This is a genomic window from Micrococcus sp. 116 (assembly GCF_902506395.1).
Classification (GTDB): Bacteria; Actinomycetota; Actinomycetes; order Actinomycetales; family Micrococcaceae; genus Micrococcus; species Micrococcus luteus.
This window is the reverse complement of sequence record NZ_LR732370.1, coordinates 121,404-140,048: the sequence shown is the minus strand read 5'-3', so window position 1 is coordinate 140,048 and position 18,645 is coordinate 121,404. Positions and strand designations below refer to the sequence as shown.

Below are 18,645 nucleotides of genomic sequence, written 5' to 3'. Positions count from 1 at the left end.
GCCGTGCAGGACAATGAGGGGATGGACCTGCTTCCCGAGCTGCGCTGGACCGCCGCCGCCCTGCCCGCCACCGAGCTCACCCTCGTGGCCGTCTTCTCCCCCGAGGACCAGACGGTGCGCGCCTCCGGCGTGGCCGTGCCGGAGGACTCGGAGCCCCCCGCCGCCGCGATCGGGCGCCTCCTCGAGACGCTCATGGACCGGCTCGTGGCCCTGGACCCGGAGACCGCCGACCGCGAGATGAACCCGCGCCCCGTGGAGCCGCGCCCGGGCGTGTCCCAGCCCGTCGCCGACGCCCTGGCCGCCTACACCGCGGGGGACGTGGCCGCGCTGGACGCCCTCGACGTCGCCCAGCCGGGCACCGCGTTCCGGCAGCGGGCGTGGCGGGAGCTGCGCGGCATCGCCCCCGGCTCCCCCGCCACCTACGGCGGCCTGGCCGAGCGGTGCGGGGCTCCGCGGGCCGTGCGTGCCGCCGGCGGGGCGTGCGCCGCCAACCTGGTGGCCGTCGTCGTGCCCTGCCACCGCGTGGTGCGCGCCGACGGCGCCGCCGGCCACTACCTCTACGGCACCGCCGCGAAGCAGGCCCTGCTGGCCCACGAGGCGGCGCGCGCGGGCTGACCACCCCTCCCCCCGGGCAACGCGGGTTGAGTTGTCACGGGTCCGGGGCTCGAACACCCGTGACAACTCAACCCGCGTTGCGGACACGAGAAGGGGCCGGGCCGCGCGCTCCACGCACGCGGCCCGGCCCCAGGCGCTCAGATCGTCAGACGGAGAGCTTGTCCACGATCGCGTTGAGCGTCGCGGACGGACGCATCACGGAGGTGACCTTCTCCAGCTCCGGCCAGTAGTAGCCGCCCAGGTCCACCGGGGAGCCCTGCACGCCGTTGAGCTCGGCCAGGATGGTCTCCTCCTGGGCCTCCAGCTCCTCGGCGACCGGCTTCGCCGCGGCCGCCAGCTCGGCGTCCTCGGTCTGCTTCGCCAGCTCGCGGGCCCAGTACAGCGCCAGGTAGAAGTGGCTGCCGCGGTTGTCCAGCTCGCCGACCTTGCGCTTCGGGGACTTGCCCTCGATCAGCAGGGTGCCGGTGGCGGCGTCCAGGGTGTCCGCCAGGACCCGCGCGCGGTGGTTCTCGTTCGCGACCGCCTCGTGCTCGAAGGACACGGCCAGCGCGAGGAACTCACCGAGGGAGTCCCAGCGCAGGTGGTTCTCCTCCACCAGCTGCTGCACGTGCTTCGGGGCGGAGCCGCCCGCACCGGTCTCGAACAGGCCGCCGCCGTTGAGCAGCGGGACGATCGAGAGCATCTTCGCGGAGGTGCCCAGCTCGAGGATCGGGAACAGGTCCGTGTTGTAGTCACGCAGCACGTTGCCGGTCACGGAGATGGTGTCCTCGCCGCGGCGGATGCGCTCCACCGAGAGCTTGGCGGCCTCCACCGGGGAGAGGATGCGGATGTCCAGGCCCTCGGTGTCGTGCTCCTTGAGGTACTCCTCGACCTTCTTGATGAGCTCGCGGTCGTGGGCGCGGGTCTCGTCCAGCCAGAACACGGCCGGGGTCTGGGACGCGCGGGCGCGGGTCACGGCCAGCTTCACCCAGTCGCGCACCGGGACGTCCTTGGTCTGGCAGGCGCGCCAGATGTCGCCGGCCTCGACGTCGTGGGAGAGCAGGGTCTCCCCGGCGGAGTTCTTCACGGCCACGGTGCCCGCGGCGTCCATGATGAACGTCTTGTCGTGCGAGCCGTACTCCTCGGCCTTCTGCGCCATGAGGCCCACGTTCGGGACGGTGCCCATGGTGGTGGGGTCGTAGGCGCCGTTGGCCCTGCAGTCGTCGATCACGGCCTGGTAGACGCCGGCGTAGGAGGAGTCCGGGATGACGGCCAGGGTGTCCTGGGTCTGGTCGTCCTTGTTCCACATGCGACCGGAGGTGCGGATCATGGCGGGCATGGAGGCGTCCACGATCACGTCGGAGGGCACGTGGAGGTTGGTGATGCCCTTGGCGGAGTTCACCATGGCCACGTCCGGGCCGTTCTCGTAGGCGGCGGCGATGGCCGCGCGGACACCCTCGGCGGTCTCGGCGTCGAGCTTGTCCAGGCCGCCCTCGATCGCGGCGAGGCCGTTGTTCGCGGACAGGCCGGCGGCGGCCAGCTGCTCGCCGTACTTCTCGAACAGCTCGGAGAAGTAGGCCTTCACGACGTGGCCGAAGATCACCGGGTCGGAGACCTTCATCATGGTGGCCTTCAGGTGCGCGGAGAAGAGGATGCCCTCCTCCTTGGCGCGCTTGACCTGCTCGGCGAGGAACGCGTCCAGGGCCTTGGCGGACATGAACGTGCCGTCCACGACCTCGCCCTTGAGGACCTTCAGGCCCTCCTTGAGCACGGTGGTCTTGCCGTCCTCGTCGGTGAACTCGATCGTCAGCACGTCGGCGGCCGGCAGGGTCACGGACTGCTCATTGGCGCGGAAGTCGTCCGCGCCCATGGTGGCGACGGCGGTCTTGGAGTCCGGGGTCCACTCGCCCATCGAGTGGGGGAAGCGCTTGGCGTACGCCTTCACGGCCTTCGGGGCGCGGCGGTCCGAGTTGCCCTCGCGCAGCACCGGGTTCACGGCGGAGCCCTTGACCGAGTCGTAGCGCGCCTTCGCGTCCTTCTCCTCGTCGGTCTTCGGCTCGTCCGGGTACTCCGGCAGCGCGTAGCCGTCCGCCTGCAGCTCCTTGATCGCGGCGCGCAGCTGCGGCACGGAGGCGGAGATGTTCGGCAGCTTGATGACGTTCGCCTCGGGGGACTTCACGAGCTCGCCGAGCTCGGCGAGGGCGTCCGCGGTGCGCTGCTCCTCGGGCAGGACGTCCTTGAACGCGGCGAGGATGCGGCCGGCCAGCGAGATGTCACGGGTCTCCAGCTCCACGCCGGCGGTGCCCGCGTAGGCGCGCACGATCGGCAGCAGCGACGCGGTGGCCAGCATGGGCGCCTCGTCCGTGAGCGTGTAGATGATCTTCGACATGCGGATGATCTCTCCTTCTGGCCGCACTCGAGACGCGGCCCTCGTCGGCAGGGAACGGGTGACTCGCCGCCAATCTACCCGGCGTCTCGGACGCGCCACACCGTGTGTGGCTCGTGTGGCTCGGCGTCAGCGCCCGCGGCCGGTCCGGCGGGCCCGCCCCGGAACGCCTCGCCGAGGCGGGCCGCATGCCGCACCTGCTCGGCCTCGCGCCGGCGTCGCCGCTCCCCCTCGGTGAACGACTGCCAGGCGCCGAGGGCGGTGACCGCGGTGAAGGTGATCCCCATGAACCCGAAGAACGTGCCCCACGCGGCCAGGGCCACCACGACCGCCACGGCGAGCAGCCCGAAGCCGACCGCCCCGGGGACGGCCCACGGCTGCCCCTCGGCCCGTCGCTCGCCGGCCGCGCGCAGAGGGACGCGCGCGAAGCCCCCGAGCACGAGGCACGCCAGCAGCGCCAGCCAGCCGCTGCCGACCATGAGTTCACCCATCATGCCGCCCATGCCACCCCAGGGCCCGTCGTGCATCATGCGGCCAGTGTAGGCAGGGCGGCGTGGATCGTGGTCGGCTCAGATGCCGAGCACGGCCTGGGCGATGAAGAAGTAGACGACCAGGCCGAGGGCGTCCACGAGCGTCGAGATGAACGGGTTCGAGAACACGGCGGGGTCGGCGCCGATCGTGCGGGCCGCCAACGGCATGAGACCGCCGACGGTGGCGGCGAAGGAGCACACGGTGAACAGCGTCGCCCCGATCACGAGACCGACGGGCCACGAGAACACGAGCCCGGCGATCACGAGGCCCAGCAGGCCGATGCACCCGCCCAGGGCCATGCCGACACGCAGCTCGCGGAACATCACGCGCGGCGCGTCGCGGGGCCGGACGTCGTCGAGGGCGAGCGCCCGGGTGACCGTGGTGGCCGCCTGGTTGCCCGTGTTGCCGCCGGTGCCGATGATCAGCGGGATGAACAGGGAGAGGACGACCATCTCCTCGAGCGTGTCCTCGAAGACGCCGAGCACCTGCACGGTGAGGGTGGCGCCGACCGCGAGCACGAGCAGCCACGTGATGCGCGAGCGCATCAGCGCCAGCACGGAGGTCGCCAAATAGGGCCGGCCGAGGGGCTCCACACCACCGGCGCGCGCCGCGTCCTCCGTCGACTCCTCGTCGAGGACCTCGAGGGCGTCGGCCACGGTGAACACGCCGATCAGGCGCCCCTCCGAGTCCGTCACGGGGACCGTCCACAGGCGGCGGTCCGCACAGAGCCGGGCCACCTCCTCGGCGTCCTCGGTGGCGACCGCGGACACCGGTTCCCGCATGATCTCCGAGACCCGCGCGTCGAGCGGCTGCGTGACCAGGACGGAGACGTCCACGACGCCGGTCAGGCGCGCCTGCGGGCTCACCACCGGCACGGAGACGATGGCGGCCTGCTCCCGGCCGCCGTGGTCCCGGAGGTTCTCCAGGGCCACGGCCACGGTCCAGTCCTCGCGCAGACGCACCGGCGCCATGCGCAGCCGGCGGCCCACCGAGTCCGCCGGGTAGCCCAGGAGCCGACCGACCTCGCCGCGCGCCTCGGCGTCGAGCCCGGCGAGCATCTTCCGGGCCACGGTGGCCGGCATCTCGTCGAGCAGCCGGGCCTGGCCCGAGACCCGCAGCTCGGCGAAGAGGTCCTGGACCTGACCGTCCTGGAGCTGGCGCACCAGGTCGGACTGCTGGCCCGTCTCCATCGCCGCGAAGACGTGGACCGCCGTCGACTTGTCCAGGAGCCGGAACAGCACGGGGACCATGCGCGGCTCGGAGCGGTCGAGCAGTTCGAGCGCGTCGCCCGGAGACAGCGCGCGCAGCAGCTCGACCGCGCTGTCGAGGTCGTCCCTGCGCAGGTGCTCGCGGATGCGGTCCTCGACGCTCTCAACCTCGCGGCGGGTCATCGCCTCGTCACCTCCTGGGGGTCGCGGGGGCCCGGTCCGGGCCCCCGTCCGGCAGCGGCGCGCCGCGCTCAGCCGTGGAAGAAGTGGCGCGCCCCGGTCAGGTACAGGGTCACGCCGGCGGCCTCGGCCGCGGCCACGACCTCCTCGTCCCGGACGGAGCCGCCCGGCTGGACGACGGCCTTCACGCCGGCGTCGATGAGGATCTGCAGCCCGTCCGCGAACGGGAAGAACGCGTCCGAGGCGGCCACGGAGCCGCGGGCCCGCTCGGGGGCGCCCTCCCCGGAGACGTTCTCCGCGCCGCCGGCGCTGCTCACGTCCTGCCCGCCGGTCTGCGCGGCGCCCAGGGTGTTGGCGCGCTCGACGGCCAGGCGGCAGGAGTCGAGGCGGTTGACCTGGCCCATGCCCACGCCCACCGTGGCGCCGTCGTGGGCCAGCAGCACGGCGTTGGACTTGGCCGCGCGCACGGCACGCCACGCGAACGCCAGGTCGGCCAGGACGGCGTCGTCGGCGGCGGGACCGGCGGCGAGGGTCCAGGTGGCCGGGTCGTCGCCGTCCGCGTCCACCGCGTCCGCAATCTGCAGCAGCATGCCGCCGGAGACCTGCTTGGCCTCCACGGCGTCCCGCAGGAAGCCCTCGGGCAGGCTCAGCAGGCGCAGGTTCTTCTTGGCGGAGAGGATCTCCAGGGCCTCGGACTCGAACGCCGGGGCCACGACGACCTCCGTGAACACGTCCTTCACCTGGGCGGCCATGGCGGCGGTGACGGGGCGGTTGGCCGCGATCACGCCTCCGAACGCGGAGACCGGGTCGCACGCGTGGGCCTTGGCGTGCGCCTGCGCGATGTCCGTGCCCTCGTCCGTGACGGCCACGCCGCACGGGTTGGCGTGCTTGACGATCGCCACGGCCGGGACCGGGTGGTCGAAGGCGGCGCGCACCGCGGCATCGGCGTCCACGTAGTTGTTGTAGCTCATCGGCTTGCCGTGCAGCAGCTCGGCCTGCGCGATGCCGGGGGCCGCCGAGGAGTCCAGGTACAGCGCCGCGGGCTGGTGCGGGTTCTCGCCGTAGCGCAGGATCTGCGCGCGCTCGAGGGAGAAGCCGGCGTAGGGCGGGAACACGGGGATCTCGTCGGCGTGCGTGTCCTCGCCGAAGTGGGCGGCGGTCCAGGCGGCCACGGCGTTGTCGTACGCCGCGGTGTGGGCGAAGGCCAGGGCGGCCAGGCGCCGGCGGGCGTGCAGGTCGAAGCCGCCGGACTGCGCGGCCTGGACGACCTCTCCGTAGCGGGCCGGGTCCACGACGATCGCCACGGACGCGTGGTTCTTCGCGGCCGCGCGCACCATGGACGGCCCGCCGATGTCGATCTGCTCGACGACGGCGTCCTCCGCGGCGCCCGAGTTCACGGTGTCCACGAACGGGTAGAGGTTCACGACGACGAGGTCGAACGGCTCCACCTCGAGCTCGCGCAGCTGGGTCACGTGGTCCTCACGACGACGGTCGGCCAGGATGCCCGCGTGCACGCGCGGGTGCAGCGTCTTCACGCGGCCGTCCAGGCACTCCTGGAACCCGGTGACCTCGGCGACCTCGGTGACGGGCACGCCGGCGGCGGCGATGCGCTGGGCGGTGGAGCCGGTCGAGACGATCTGCACGCCCGCGGCGTGGAGCCCGGTGGCGAGCTCCTCGAGTCCGGTCTTGTCGTACACGGAGATCAGGGCCCGCTTCAGGGGCACCGTGTCCAGGACGGTGGGGATTGACTGGGCAGAGGTCACGAGGGGGCGCTCCTTCGAGGGGGTCCGGGTGCGTCCCCCAGCATAGGCCGGGCCGCATAATGGCCCAGGCGTCCGCGTGACGGACCGCCCCCACTCCACCCGACGAACGGGAGCCGACCATGTCCTCCGCCACCCCCCCAGCGCCGACGGCGCGCACCCCGGGCCCACGTCCGACGTCGTCGCCCCCGACGCCACCCTGCCCACCGGTGAGGCGGTCGTCCAGGAGCTGCCGTGGCGCTGGTCCGTCCAGGGCCGCATCTTCCTGATCGGCGGCCTGGGCTTCATGTTCGACGCGTGGGACGTCACGCTCAACGGCGTGATGATCCCGCTGCTGCGCGAGGAGTGGGCCCTGGACAAGGCCGACGCCGCGTGGATCGGCACCGCCAACCTCATCGGCATGGCCGTGGGCGCGTTCCTGTGGGGCACCATCGCGGACCGCATCGGCCGCAAGGCGGCGTTCGCGTGGACGCTGGCGATCTTCTCCGTGTTCACGATCGCGGGCGCGCTGACGGACTCCCTGCTGTGGTTCGCGCTGTTCCGGTTCGTGGCCGGCATGGGCCTGGGCGGAACGATCCCCGTGGACTACGCGCTCGTGGGCGAGTTCACCCCGCGCCGGCTGCGCGGTCGCGTCCTGGCCGCGATGGACGGCTGGTGGCCCGTCGGTGCCGCGCTGTGCGGCCTCGTCTCCGCCTGGCTCGTGGGCACGTGGGGCGACTGGCGCCTGCCCCTGATGGCCATGGTCCTGCCGGCCCTGCTCGTGTTCGTCGTGCGCCTGGGCATCCCCGAGTCCCCGCTGTTCCTGATGAGCCGGGGCCGCGAGACACAGGCCCGCGCCGTCATCGACCGCATGGTGGCGGCCACCGGCGCGCCTCGCCGGCCCTACACGATGCCCCCGGCCGAGCCGGCCCGCTCCGGCGGCGTCGGCGCGCAGCTCGCCGCGGTCTGGCGGTTCTCCCCGCGCATCACCGCGGTCGCCTGGGCCCTGTTCGTGGCCATCATGCTCGTCTACTACATCGCGCTGCAGTGGCTGCCGACGTTCCTCATCGACGCCGGCTACGCGGAGGGCCGCGCCTTCATCATGACCTCCGGCATGGCCGCGGCCGGCCTGCTCGGCGTGGTCGTGGCCACCGCGCTGATCGAGGTCACCGGCCGCCGCTGGCTGCTGGCCGTCAGCGCCGTCGTCGCGAGCGCCCTGACCGTCTGGCTGGCGAGCGTGCTGGACGTGCCCGCTGCGGTGCTGCCGCTCGTGCTGACGTTCGGCTTCGTGGTGCAGGTCGCGATCCCGGTGCTCTACACGTACGTCTCCGAGCTGTACCCGACGACGCTGCGCGCCTCCGGCTTCGGCTGGGCGTCGGCGGCCTCGCGGGTGGGCGCGGGCCTGGGCCCGCTGCTCTTCGTGGGCACGCTGGTCCCCGCCCTCGGGCTGCCGGGGGCGTTCGCCGTCACCGGCGGGCTCGTGGTCCTGGCCTGCGCGGCGATGCTGGCGCTGGCCCCGGAGACCCGCGGCCGCGCCCTCGAGGTCAGCGCCGACTGAGCTCGCCGAGCACGCGCAGCAGCAGGGCCCGCTCCTGGACCTTGATGCGCTCGTGCAGCTCGGCCTCGGTGTCCGTGTCCAGCACGGGCACCGCGGCCTGCGCGAGGATCGGGCCGGTGTCCACGCCCGCGTCCACCACGTGCACGGTGCAGCCGGTGACCTTCACCCCGTGCGCCAGCGCGTCCCGGACGCCGTGGGCCCCCGGGAAGGACGGCAGCAGGGCCGGGTGGGTGTTGAGGATGCGGCCCTCGAACCGCTCGAGCAGCGGGGCGCCCAGGATCCGCATGAACCCGGAGCACACCACCCAGTCCGGCGCGTAGGCGGCGACGGCGTCCGCGAGCGCCTCGTCCCACGCGCGCCGGTCCGCGTGGTCCTTCGGTGACACCACGAACGTCTCGATCCCGTGGGCGCGGGCGCGCTCCAGGCCGCCGGCGTCGGCGACGTCGGCGCCCACCGCGGCGATCTCCACGTCCAGGGCGCCGGAGGCGACGGCGTCGAGGACGGCCTGCAGGTTGGTGCCGGAACCGGAGACGAGGGCAACGATGCGCATGCGCCCATCGTAGGGTGAGGGGGTGTCCGCCCCCGTTCCCTCCTCCCCGCCCCGCCCGCCGCAGGGCGCCCCGGACCCCGGCCGCGTCCGCACCGGTCGTGCCCTGCTGTGGCAGTCCGTGGCGCTGCTGGGGATGGTGCTCTCCTTCTCCCTCGTGCTGCCGTGGAAGCTGATCGCCCTCGCGCTGGGGCTGGTCGCCCTCGTGCTCGGCGTGCGCGTGTGGGTCACGAGCCGCGGCGCCGAGCGCTCGGGGCTGCCCCGCGCGGTGGCGTCCGCCGGCATGGCGATGGCGCTGATGGGCATGACGACGGCGGCGCTGCCGCTGCTCGCGTGGGACGCGACGGTCCAGCTCGAGCAGTGCAGCGCCTCCGCGCTCACCGTGCGGGCACAGCAGGCGTGCGCGGACGAGTTCACCCGTCAGGTGGAGGAGCGCACGGGGGTGCCCCAGCTGCGGCCCTGAGCCGCGGGCGTCAGTCCCGCGCCCGGCGCGGGGACGGCCGGTCGCGCGGGCCCGAGGCGCGGTCGCCGGACCGCGGCACCGTCGTCGTCCCGTCCCGGTGCCCGGCCACGGCCAGGGCGGTGAGGTAGCCGGCCGCGCAGCCCAGCGCGACCCACCCGGCGACGGCGGCGCACACCGCCCAGACGTGGGAGCCGATGTCCGTCAGCGTGCCGAGCCCGAGCGTCCCGGAGGTGAGGGCCAGCGGCACGAGCAGCAGCAGCCCCGTGAGCAGTCCGGTGAGCACGGCCAGGGCCAGCGTGGACAGTGTCAAGGACACCGCGCGGCTGCCGTGGCGGGTGTGCAGCCAGTCGTCGAGGTGGTTCTCCCCCTCCCGCAGCAGCCACACGCCGGCCACGGCGCCGGCGCCGATCGGCACGGCCAGCAGGAGCAGCTGCCACGGCGACCACGTCCCGGGCAGCGCACCCAGCGCCGGGAGGGCGGGCGCGGTGGCCGGCGTCGCGCCGAACACGGAGTAGAGGCTGTCCGCGCCCACGGAGAACCCCGGGCCCGCCGTCCACGCGATCGACCACGCGGTGAACGTGGGCAGCCAGCCGATCTGCAGCAGCGCCAGGAGCAGGCCGCCCAGCGGACCGCCCCCGATCGCCTCGGCCACGGTGACGACGGCGGTCCACTCGACGGCCAGCCGCCCCGCCACGAGCAGCGCGTTCAGGCCCGTCAGGGCGAGCACGGCGAGGACCGCGGCGCGCACCACGGACCAGGCGTACGAACCGGCCCAGCGTTCGTACTGCGAGCGCCGCGAGATCCGCTCCGTGAGGTCCAGGCCGATCAGGTGGGCCCAGGTGCCCGCCTCGCGCCGGGCCCCCGCGAGGGCGGCGACGCCGAAGAGCAGGGCGGGCAGCAGCGCCGCCGGGGCGGGGTGGACCGTCAGCTCGTCCGTGCCGGGCAGGAACGCCACGGCCAGCCCCACCAGGGCGTAGGCCCCCACCGCGCCCACGAAGGCCTGCCACGCCTGGTCCCGGTAGGACGCGCGGGCCAGGCGCCGGCCGGCCCGCCACGACAGCGCGAGCGGGACCAGGGTCAGGCCCCACGGCACGAGCCACGCCGTGCCGGTGATGAGGTGATCCGGCGCGGTGGGCATGGCCGTGGCCACGGTGACGGGCACCGCGTGCAGGGCCAGCCACAGGACGCCGCCCACCTGGACGGCACCCTCGATGGTCGGCCGCTCGAACCCGCCCGTGGCCCACACCGCGAGGGTGGGGACCATGACCGCCAGCAGGCTGATCATCGCCGTGACGAGCGCCTCGACCACCCCCTGCAGCCACAGCGGCAGGGGGACGGGGCGCAGCAGACGGGGCGCAGCGGGGCGGGAACTCACCCGTCCATGGTGCCACCCGACTCCGGGCGGCGCCTGGACGGGGGCGGGCCGCGCGGGCCGGTGCGACGACCGTCACGCGCCCCGAGAGTTCACCGCGGGGTCACCGGGCCGTCGTCGGCGGGTGTCCCGGCCGTGGTCCGGGGTCCTTAGCGTCGGCCACGTGCGTGTCGTCGTGGTCGCCGAATCGTTCCTGCCCCACATGAACGGGGTCACCAACTCCATCCTCCAGGTGCTGCGGCACCTGCGGGAACGGGGCGACGAGGCGATGGTGGTCGCCCCGGCCGCCTCGTGGTCCGCCGGGTGGACCCAACGCGCGGGCGCCGGTGAGGCCCCCCGCGAGGTCGAGGGCTTCCCCGTGCGCACCCTGCCCTCCGTGCCCCTGACCGGGTACACCTCCGTGCGGGTGGCCGCCGGCACGGTGGGCCGGCTGCGCGGCATGCTCGCCGACTTCGCCCCGGACGTGGTGCACATCGCCTCCCCCTTCGTGCTGGGCTGGCGCGCGGTGCAGGCGGCCGAGGAGCTCGGCATCCCCTCCGTGGCCGTCTACCAGACCGAGGTCCCCGGCTACGCGGCCCGGTACGGCGCCCCGTGGCTGGAGGACGTCCTGTGGAGCCACGTGGCGCGCCTGCACAACATGGCCACGCTGACGCTCGCGCCGTCGTCGTTCACCGTCCGGCAGCTGCACCGCCAGGGGGTGCGACGCGTGCACCTGTGGGGCCGCGGCGTCGACTCCCGCCGATTCCATCCCGCCAAGCGGGACGAGGCGCTGCGCGCCGAGCTCGCCCCGAACGGCGAGAAGCTCGTGGGCTTCGTGGGGCGGCTGGCGCACGAGAAGCAGGTCGGGGACCTGCGGGTGCTCTCGGACCTGCCGGGCACCCGCCTCGTGGTCATCGGCTCCGGGCCGCTGCGCGAACAGCTCGAGCGGGAGCTGCCCGGCGCGCACTTCGCCGGCTTCCAGGGGGGCGAGGACCTCGCGCGCCACGTGGCCAGCCTGGACCTGTTCGTGCACCCCGGCGAGTCCGACACCTTCGGCCAGACGCTGCAGGAGGCGATGGCCTCGGGCGTGCCCGTCGTCGCCGTCGGCCGCGGCGGCCCCCTCGACATCGTGGACGCCTCCCGCACCGGCTGGCTCTACCCGCCCGGCGAGCTGGACGAGCTGCGCCGCCACGTCGCGGACCTCGTGTACGACGACGTCAAGCGGGCCGCGTTCGCCGACGCGGCGTGGGCGTCGGTGCAGGGCCGGACCTGGCCGGTGCTGTGCGAGCAGCTCGTGGGCTACTACGAGAAGGCGATCGCGGTGCAGGAGCGCCGCCGCGTGGAGCTGGCCCGCCGGCTGCTGACGGCGCCGTCGCTGCTGGCCGCGCGCGTGTTCGGCTGAACCCCGGGCCGGACGCCGGGCGGGCGCCCGGCGGTCCGGGTCTCGCGTCCGGAGCCGTGGCTAGGGTGGCGGGCATGGACGCCACCCTAGCCACGGCTCCGGACGCGAGACCCGGACCGCCGGGCGCCCGCCCGGCGTCCGGCCCGGGGTTCAGCCGAACACGCGCGCGGCCAGCAGCGACGGCGCCGTCAGCAGCCGGCGGGCCAGCTCCACGCGGCGGNCGCCGAGCCCGGCCCCCTGCCCGATCCCGCCGCGCCCCGCCGCCTCGCCGGCAAGGACGTGCACCCCGTCGGCCTCGGGTGCATGAACATCGTGCACGGCTACTCCGGATTCCTCGACGACGACGCCGCCGTCGACCTGCTCACCCGCGTGCTGGAGGACGGCACCGACCACCTGGACACCGCCACCCTCTACGGCGGCGGCCGCAGCGAGGAGCTCGTGGGGCGCGCGCTCGCCCGGGCGGGGTCGGACGTCCGCGAGCGCGTGCTGCTCGCCTCCAAGGGCGGGCTCGTGCGGGACGGGCAGCGGCGGATCGACGGCCGCCCGGAGACGCTGCGCGCGCACGTGGACGCCTCCCTGAGCCGGCTCGGCCAGGACCGGATCGACCTGTACTACCTGCACCGGCTGGACCCGGAGGTCCCCGTCGAGGAGTCCGTGGGGGCGCTCGCAGAGGCCGTCACGGAGGGCAAGATCGGGGCGATCGGCCTGTCCGAGGTCTCGGCCGTCACCCTGACCCGGGCCGTGGCCGTCCACCCGATCGCGGCCGTGCAGTCCGAGTACTCCCTCGCCACCCGCAACCCCGAGTGGGGCGTGCTCGAGGCGTGCCGCCGCCATGGGACCGCCTTCGTGGCCTTCTCCCCCGTCAGCCGCGGCCTGCTCACGGACGCGCCGCCGCGGCTGGGCGGGCTGGACGCGGGAGATCTGCGGCACCGGCTGCCCCGCTTCGCCGAGGGCCACTACGAGGCCAACCTGACGCTGCGCGAGGCGCTCTCGGCCGAGGCCGTCCGGCTCGGGACGAGCACGGCGGGGCTCGCCGTCGCCTGGGTCCTGGCCCAGGGCAAGGACGTCCTGGCGATCCCGGGCACCACCTCGTGGGAGCACTGGCTCGAGGACCGGGGCGCGCACGAGGTGCGGCTGACCCCGGCCGACGTCGCCCGGCTGGACGACCTCGTCAACGACGCGACCGTGGCGGGCCCGCGCTACAGCGAGAGCCAGCAGGCCAGCATCGACACCGAGGCGGCGCCGCCGCGCTGAGCCGAACGCGGGGCCCGGGGTGGCCCGCGTCTCATTTCGGCAACAGAGCGCACTCCCTGTCAGGATGGGCGTCAGGCACCGCGGCCTCCTCCGACCGCGGCGCGCCACGGCGGGGGCACCGCGGGGCGTCTCTACCCCGACGTCCGAGGAGGACACCATGAATGAGTCTCTGGAGACCCTGCGCGACGAAGTGTTCGCGCGCAACCCCGGCGAGGCCGAGTTCCACCAGGCGGTGTCCGAGGTGTTCGAGGCGCTGGGGCCGGTGGTGCAGCGCCACCCCCAGTACGTCGAGGCCGGGGTCATGCACCGCCTCTGCGAGCCGGAGCGCCAGATCATCTTCCGCGTCCCGTGGATCGACGACGCCGGCGTCGTGCAGGTCAACCGCGGGTTCCGCGTGGAGTTCAACTCGGCGCTCGGCCCGTACAAGGGCGGGCTGCGCTTCCACCCCTCCGTGTACCTCGGGATCGTCAAGTTCCTGGGCTTCGAGCAGATCTTCAAGAACTCGCTCACCGGCATGCCGATCGGCGGCGGCAAGGGCGGCTCGGACTTCGACCCCGCCGGCAAGTCCGACCGCGAGATCATGCGGTTCTGCCAGTCCTTCATGACGGAGCTGCATCGCCACATCGGTGAGCACACGGACGTGCCGGCCGGTGACATCGGCGTGGGCGCCCGCGAGATCGGCTACATGTTCGGCCAGTACAAGCGACTGACCAACCGCTTCGAGGCCGGCGCCCTCACCGGCAAGGGCCTGACGTGGGGCGGCTCGCTGGTCCGCACTGAGGCCACCGGCTACGGCGCCGTGATGTTCGTCGACTCCATGCTGCGCACGCGCGGCGAATCCATGGACGGTCAGCAGGTGCTGATCTCCGGCTCCGGCAACGTGGCCATCTACGCCGCGGAGAAGGCCGCCGCGCTCGGGGCCACCGTGCTCACCGCGTCCGACTCCTCGGGCTACATCGTGGACCCGGACGGCCTCGACCTGGACCTGCTCAAGCAGATCAAGGAGGTCGAGCGTGCCCGCATCTCCGAGTACGCCGAGCGCCGCGGCGGGCGGTCCCGCTACGTGACCGGCGGCAGCGTCTGGGACGTCGAGGGCACCGTGGCCCTGCCGTGTGCCACCCAGAACGAGCTCGACGAGTCCGCCGCGCGGACCCTGCTGAAGAACGGGGTGAAGGCCGTGGCCGAGGGCGCGAACATGCCCTGCACCGAGGCGGCCGCCCACCTGTTCGTCGACTCCGGGACGCTGTTCGGCCCGGGCAAGGCCGCCAACGCGGGCGGCGTGGCGACGTCGGCGCTGGAGATGCAGCAGAACGCCTCGCGGGACTCGTGGAGCTTCGACTACACCCACGACCGGCTCGAGCAGATCATGCGCGACATCCACGACCGCTGCGTGGAGACCGCCGAGGAGTACGGCACGCCCGGCAACTACGTGGCGGGGGCGAACATCGCCGGGTTCATCAAGGTCGCCGACGCGATGATCGCCCAGGGCGTGGTCTGAGGCCCGGCCCTGTCCCTTCCGTGATCCTCCGCCGCCCTGCGACATCACCGCCGTTCTGACGCGCGGTGATGTCGCAGGGCGGCGGTCGCTCAAGGGCGCCCGGCTCCTGCACAGGCCCCCCGACGTCGGGTGCCCTCCACCGCCGGCGCGGCCGACCCGTCGCGCCCCCGACGGGCCCACGAGACTGGGCCGCATGACCCTGCTCTCCGACCACTCGCGTGCGCTGCTCCCGGGACGCGGGCCCCTGCTCAGCGCGGCGGACCCTCACGACGGGGCGGCGCGGCGCCGTCTCGAACGCGCCTGGACCCGCGGGGTCCTCGTGCGGCTCTGCCCGCGCGTCTACATCAGCGTCAGCGACTGGGCCGCGCTGCGTCCGTGGGACAGGGCGGTCGTGTCCGCCGTCGCCCTCTCGATCGCCCGCCCCGCGACGGTGTTCACGGGCCTGACCGCGGCCCGGTTGCACGGTCTGGGGCCGGCCGTCGAGCCGCCCGTGCTCGAGCTGCGCGCCCCCTCGCCCGGGCATCACGGCGCCGGTCCGCTGACCCGCCGTCCCTTCGCCCCCTCCGTGGTGGCCCACGATCGCCGGCTTCCCGTCCCGCCGCGCCGCCGACCCCGGTGGGGGCTGCCGGAGGCGGCCCCCGCCGCGCCTCAGCCGGTCGAGGCCATCCTGTCGGACGGGCAGAGCCTGGGAACCGTCCTGGCGGATCCGCTGCCCACGGTGCTGCTGGTGCTGGGGGCGGCCACCCCGTTCCGCGACGCCGTGGCCCCGCTGGACGCGCTCGTCCGAGCCCGGCCCGAGGAGGCCGCACGCTGGGCGAGGCAGGCGGAGAGCCGACTCAAATCCGCGGCCGCCCTCCGCCGATTCGAGCGGGCCTGGCACTTCGCGGACGCGCGGGCGGAATCCGCCGGCGAGTCCTACAGCCGGGCCAGCATCCACGAGCTCGGCTTCGTCCCGCCCACGGCGCTGCAGCATCGCCACCGGGATGCGAACGGACGCGAGGTGGCCCGCACGGACTTCTGGTGGGAGCAGGTGCGGGTGTACGGGGAGTTCGACGGGCTGGGCAAGTACGACCTGTCGTTCTTCGACGGTGACGACACGGCCCGCCGCGCCAGCATCCGCCGGGAGAAGGAACGGGAGGTGGCCCTGCAGCTGGTCACCCGGGCGGGCGCGCATTGGACGTGGGGAGACCTCCTGCGGCCGGACCGGCTGGCGCGGATCCTCACCGCCGCGGGCGTCCCCCGCTCGGTCTGATCCACGGCCGTCCCACGGGCCCGGTCCCGACTCGGCGAGCCCGAGCGGCGGACCTCCGCTCTGCGACATCGCAGCCGTGCTGCACGGCGGTGATGTCGCTGGGCGGCTGTCGGGCGGTCAGCAGCCCACCTCAGCCCACCTCAGCCGGCCAGGGCCGCCCGCTGCTCGGGGCTGATGCGCACGGGGCGGCCCGTCTGCCCGTCGACGAACACCATGACGGACGTCGCGGTGGCGCAGAGGGTGTCGTCGACGCCGTCGTGCAGGGCGTAGCCCACGTGCACCGAGGCGGCCTTCACGGCGTCCACGCTCACCACCACGCGCAGCGGCACGGGGCGGTAGGGCATCTGGGCCCGGTACTTCACGGTGTGCTCGGAGATGAACGTCCGCACACCGGGGGCCACCCCCTCGAGGAGGTCGATCGGCGGGGCCTGCCCGCCACCGGCGCCGGTGTTCGCGGGCACGCCGAAGGCCGCCACACGGGCCTCCTCCAGCAGCTGCACCACGGCGATGTTGTTCACGTGGCCGTAGGCGTCCATGTCCGCCCAGCGCAGCGGGATGCGGACCTCGACGGAGCGTGAGGCGGTCATCGGGCGGCCTCCTCGTCCGCGGGCCGACCGTCGCGCTGCGCCGCGGCGTCGAGGGTCGCCGGCGCCTCGTCGTCGCCGAGGATGTCCTCGCGCCAGGCCTCGGGCTGCACGTCCACGAACTCGACGGGCAGGATGCCCAGGTCCTCGAGCTGATTGGACAGCGTGGCCCCGTCCGGGCCGTAGCACCACGGGATGCCCGGGGTGGAATGGCGGGTGTCCTCCGCCCGGCCGCCCGCGAGCAGCGCCTGCGAGGGGGTCAGCTGCCGGATGACGATCGCCTTGACCCGGTCGGGGTGGCGCTGCGCGAACTCGGCGTAGATCTCGGGGTCGTGCTGGCCGTCGTCGCCCACCAGGATCCACTGGATGTCCGGGAACTGCTCGGCGAGGCGCTCGAGCTGGACCCTCTTGTGCTCCTGACCGGAGCGGAACCAGCGGTCCCTCGTGGGCCCCCAGCTGGTCAGCAGCAGAGCGCCGAGCGGGTAGAGGTTGCGGCCCAGGAAGCGGGTGAGGGTCTGCGCCACGTTCCACGCGCCCGTGGACAGGTACAGCACGGGGGCCTTCGGCTCGAGCTCGGCGATCCGGCGCAGCAGCACGGCGATCCCCGGAGTGGGCGTGCGGGCGTGCTCGTCGATCACGAACGAGTTCCAGGCCGCCAGCAGGGGGCGGGGCAGCGAGGTGACCACCACGGTGTCGTCGATGTCCGAGACCAGGCCGATCCGCGCGCCCGGCTCGCAGATGTACAGGTCCATGACGGCGTGCCCCTCTTGGCCGCCGACGTGGAGGGTGGCGGTCTGCCAGCCGGGCTCCAGCTCGACGTCCAGCACGACGTCGACGACGCCCATCCGGTCCGTGCGCACCGTGGTGCGCAGGTCCCCCACCTGCACCTCCACCTCGGCGTAGGCCATGGGCGGGGCCACGAAGTTGCGCCAGCCGCGCACGCCGTCCGCCACCACCTTCGACAGCCGACGGCCGTTCATGAACTCCTCGTCGGAGGCGATCACCACACGGGAGAGGATCCGCACCCAGCTGGTGCTGCCGTAGCCCGTGAACGCCATGACCGTCGGCACGTTGCCGGCACGCAGCGCGCGGGCGCGGTGCCAGCGGTTCCATCCCTCCTGCAGGTGCGTGGCGACGTTCTCCACGGGAGTGGGGTCACCGGAAGGGGCCAGGCGGCCGCGCCGGGGCGCGGGCGTGGGTGCGTCGGAGGCTGCGGGCATGCGTCCAGTATTCCGCACCGCGCGCTCTCAGCGGATCTCGGGGACCAGCGCGGTCAGGCGGTCCAGCATGCGGCCGACCTTGCCGTTCTCGATCGCGGCGGCCACGTGCCCGTCCGCGAACCGCTCGCCGCGCACCAGGTAGGTGAACAGCGTGCCGAGGTCGGCCAGGGACGCCTCGGCGATGCCGGCCTCGCTCACCCGGTCCACGTTCCGCAGGTAATCGACGTCGATGCCGGCCAGCTCCTGCGCGGCCACGAGGCCGGGGAACACGCGGTCGTCGTAGTCCGGGTAGACGCCGCCGAGGGTGCCGGGCGCGGGGGCGCCGTACGAGGCGATGGGCCGGGCCTCGGTGCCGTAGCCGGCGGCGAGCAGCTCGCGCAGCGCACGCACGGCGGCCACGCGCTGGGGCGTGGGGGTCTGCGGGCCGGTGAGGGTGGCGTCGTCGTCGGGGGTCGGGAGGGGGTGCTCGGTCATGGCGGCTCCTCTGCTCGGTGGGTCGGCCCCATTGTCTCGCGTGCGGTCTGGAGTGTCCGAACCCCCGCCTAGGTGTTGTGGGTCATGAGGTTCTTGCCACGAGGCGCCGGCTGAGATGAGACGAGTGGGCCTCTCCCGCAGGATGGAAGTTCCTACACCACCGACCTGCCCGAGAAGACCCACTCATGACTCACGCTAACGCACCCCTGACCCCCACTGGCCGTCTCAGGATGGTCCACCGCCACCTGCACGACGGGATCCCGCAGGCACACGTGGCCGCCGAGTTCCGGGTGAGCCGGCCCACGGTGGCCACCTGGGTCGCCCGCTACCGCGCCCAGGGAGAAGCCGGCCTTCAGGACCTGCCCAGCCGGCCGCACCGTTCACCTGCCCAGCTCGATCCGGTC

The 18,645-nt window shown here is 73.9% G+C and carries 17 protein-coding genes; 8 read left to right on the top strand and 9 right to left on the bottom strand.

Annotated features, from left to right (window positions below; all coding sequences use genetic code 11):
• Positions 1 to 21 precede the first annotated feature (21 nt).
• On the top strand, positions 22 to 615 hold the full coding sequence (locus tag CITRIK5_RS00655) for a methylated-DNA--[protein]-cysteine S-methyltransferase (RefSeq protein ID WP_123244107.1): 594 nt from the start codon (positions 22 to 24) through the stop codon (positions 613 to 615).
• 145 nt (positions 616 to 760) lie between these two features.
• Here the strand turns inward: CITRIK5_RS00655 and CITRIK5_RS00650 are convergent, their stop codons facing one another.
• The 4 genes from CITRIK5_RS00650 to purH all read right to left on the bottom strand — a co-directional run bounded on the left by CITRIK5_RS00650 (position 761) and on the right by purH (position 6,662).
• Positions 761 to 2,983, bottom strand: a complete 2,223-nt coding sequence (locus CITRIK5_RS00650; protein ID WP_101967361.1) for an NADP-dependent isocitrate dehydrogenase — start codon at positions 2,981 to 2,983, stop codon at positions 761 to 763.
• Between the two features lie 74 nt (positions 2,984 to 3,057).
• Positions 3,058 to 3,510: a hypothetical protein gene (locus tag CITRIK5_RS00645; protein WP_228070504.1), complete on the bottom strand. Its 453-nt coding sequence runs from the start codon at positions 3,508 to 3,510 to the stop codon at positions 3,058 to 3,060.
• A 39-nt stretch (positions 3,511 to 3,549) separates the two neighbouring features.
• Entirely contained in the window at positions 3,550 to 4,902 is a 1,353-nt protein-coding gene (gene mgtE / locus CITRIK5_RS00640) for a magnesium transporter (RefSeq protein ID WP_101967362.1), read from the bottom strand.
• 68 nt (positions 4,903 to 4,970) lie between these two features.
• Positions 4,971 to 6,662 carry a bifunctional phosphoribosylaminoimidazolecarboxamide formyltransferase/IMP cyclohydrolase gene (gene purH / locus CITRIK5_RS00635; RefSeq protein WP_101967363.1) on the bottom strand — a complete coding sequence of 564 codons (1,692 nt, stop codon included), beginning with the start codon at positions 6,660 to 6,662 and terminating at the stop codon, positions 4,971 to 4,973.
• 76 nt (positions 6,663 to 6,738) lie between these two features.
• On the opposite strand from purH, the gene CITRIK5_RS00630 reads away from it, so the two are divergent.
• Complete coding sequence (locus CITRIK5_RS00630) at positions 6,739 to 8,196, top strand: MFS transporter (RefSeq protein ID WP_370462554.1); 1,458 nt, start codon at positions 6,739 to 6,741, stop codon at positions 8,194 to 8,196.
• On the opposite strand, the gene purN is transcribed toward CITRIK5_RS00630, so the two are convergent.
• On the bottom strand, positions 8,183 to 8,746 hold the full coding sequence (gene purN / locus CITRIK5_RS00625; RefSeq protein ID WP_069941533.1) for a phosphoribosylglycinamide formyltransferase: 564 nt from the start codon (positions 8,744 to 8,746) through the stop codon (positions 8,183 to 8,185). The two genes, CITRIK5_RS00630 and purN, sit on opposite strands and share 14 nt — an antisense overlap.
• Before the next feature lie 22 nt (positions 8,747 to 8,768).
• On the opposite strand from purN, the gene CITRIK5_RS00620 reads away from it, so the two are divergent.
• Positions 8,769 to 9,206 (top strand): hypothetical protein, encoded by a 438-nt coding sequence (locus CITRIK5_RS00620; protein WP_036382019.1) that lies wholly within the window; start codon positions 8,769 to 8,771, stop codon positions 9,204 to 9,206.
• A 10-nt stretch (positions 9,207 to 9,216) separates the two neighbouring features.
• On the opposite strand, the gene CITRIK5_RS00615 is transcribed toward CITRIK5_RS00620, so the two are convergent.
• Positions 9,217 to 10,581, bottom strand: coding sequence for a DUF6350 family protein (locus CITRIK5_RS00615; protein WP_231862054.1), 1,365 nt, complete (start codon positions 10,579 to 10,581; stop codon positions 9,217 to 9,219).
• A 160-nt stretch (positions 10,582 to 10,741) separates the two neighbouring features.
• Between CITRIK5_RS00615 and CITRIK5_RS00610 the strand changes: the two genes are divergently transcribed.
• The 4 genes from CITRIK5_RS00610 (at position 10,742) to CITRIK5_RS12355 (ending at position 15,963) form a co-directional block, all read left to right on the top strand.
• Positions 10,742 to 11,959 (top strand): glycosyltransferase family 1 protein, encoded by a 1,218-nt coding sequence (locus CITRIK5_RS00610; RefSeq protein ID WP_061866968.1) that lies wholly within the window; start codon positions 10,742 to 10,744, stop codon positions 11,957 to 11,959.
• A gap of 279 nt (positions 11,960 to 12,238) precedes the next feature.
• Positions 12,239 to 13,213 carry an aldo/keto reductase gene (locus tag CITRIK5_RS00605; protein WP_255477340.1) on the top strand — a complete coding sequence of 325 codons (975 nt, stop codon included), beginning with the start codon at positions 12,239 to 12,241 and terminating at the stop codon, positions 13,211 to 13,213.
• Between the two features lie 157 nt (positions 13,214 to 13,370).
• Entirely contained in the window at positions 13,371 to 14,711 is a 1,341-nt protein-coding gene (gdhA, locus tag CITRIK5_RS00600; protein ID WP_020621604.1) for an NADP-specific glutamate dehydrogenase, read from the top strand.
• A gap of 193 nt (positions 14,712 to 14,904) precedes the next feature.
• The gene (locus CITRIK5_RS12355; protein ID WP_144825567.1) at positions 14,905 to 15,963 is read left to right on the top strand and encodes a hypothetical protein; all 1,059 of its coding nucleotides are present in this window, start codon (positions 14,905 to 14,907) and stop codon (positions 15,961 to 15,963) included.
• A gap of 140 nt (positions 15,964 to 16,103) precedes the next feature.
• On the opposite strand, the gene CITRIK5_RS00590 is transcribed toward CITRIK5_RS12355, so the two are convergent.
• From CITRIK5_RS00590 to CITRIK5_RS00580, 3 genes are read right to left on the bottom strand one after another with little or no spacing between them, the layout of a single operon-like run.
• Positions 16,104 to 16,550 (bottom strand): thioesterase family protein, encoded by a 447-nt coding sequence (locus CITRIK5_RS00590; RefSeq protein WP_002853740.1) that lies wholly within the window; start codon positions 16,548 to 16,550, stop codon positions 16,104 to 16,106.
• Positions 16,547 to 17,767: an App1 family protein gene (locus CITRIK5_RS00585; RefSeq protein WP_159832861.1), complete on the bottom strand. Its 1,221-nt coding sequence runs from the start codon at positions 17,765 to 17,767 to the stop codon at positions 16,547 to 16,549. Before CITRIK5_RS00585 ends, CITRIK5_RS00590 begins: the two co-directional genes overlap by 4 nt.
• 27 nt (positions 17,768 to 17,794) lie before the next feature.
• Positions 17,795 to 18,241 carry a DUF6508 domain-containing protein gene (locus tag CITRIK5_RS00580; protein ID WP_020621601.1) on the bottom strand — a complete coding sequence of 149 codons (447 nt, stop codon included), beginning with the start codon at positions 18,239 to 18,241 and terminating at the stop codon, positions 17,795 to 17,797.
• A gap of 185 nt (positions 18,242 to 18,426) precedes the next feature.
• Here CITRIK5_RS00580 and CITRIK5_RS00575 point away from each other — a divergent pair.
• Positions 18,427 to 18,645 (top strand): helix-turn-helix domain-containing protein (locus CITRIK5_RS00575; RefSeq protein WP_145992809.1); only part of this gene is annotated, 219 nt, incomplete at its 3' end.

Excerpts from the sequence above, each read along its gene's own strand:
- CITRIK5_RS00645 (WP_228070504.1), bottom strand. The coding sequence starts at position 3,510 with ATGATGCACGACGGGCCCTGGGGTGGCATGGGCGGCATGATGGGTGAA.
- mgtE (WP_101967362.1), bottom strand. The coding sequence starts at position 4,902 with ATGACCCGCCGCGAGGTTGAGAGCGTCGAGGACCGCATCCGCGAGCAC.
- CITRIK5_RS00580 (WP_020621601.1), bottom strand. The coding sequence starts at position 18,241 with ATGACCGAGCACCCCCTCCCGACCCCCGACGACGACGCCACCCTCACC.
- purN (WP_069941533.1), bottom strand. The coding sequence starts at position 8,746 with ATGCGCATCGTTGCCCTCGTCTCCGGTTCCGGCACCAACCTGCAGGCC.
- CITRIK5_RS00655 (WP_123244107.1), top strand. The coding sequence starts at position 22 with ATGGACCTGCTTCCCGAGCTGCGCTGGACCGCCGCCGCCCTGCCCGCC.
- CITRIK5_RS00585 (WP_159832861.1), bottom strand. The coding sequence starts at position 17,767 with ATGCCCGCAGCCTCCGACGCACCCACGCCCGCGCCCCGGCGCGGCCGC.
- CITRIK5_RS12355 (WP_144825567.1), top strand. The coding sequence starts at position 14,905 with ATGACCCTGCTCTCCGACCACTCGCGTGCGCTGCTCCCGGGACGCGGG.
- gdhA (WP_020621604.1), top strand. The coding sequence starts at position 13,371 with ATGAATGAGTCTCTGGAGACCCTGCGCGACGAAGTGTTCGCGCGCAAC.
- CITRIK5_RS00650 (WP_101967361.1), bottom strand. The coding sequence starts at position 2,983 with ATGTCGAAGATCATCTACACGCTCACGGACGAGGCGCCCATGCTGGCC.
- CITRIK5_RS00590 (WP_002853740.1), bottom strand. The coding sequence starts at position 16,550 with ATGACCGCCTCACGCTCCGTCGAGGTCCGCATCCCGCTGCGCTGGGCG.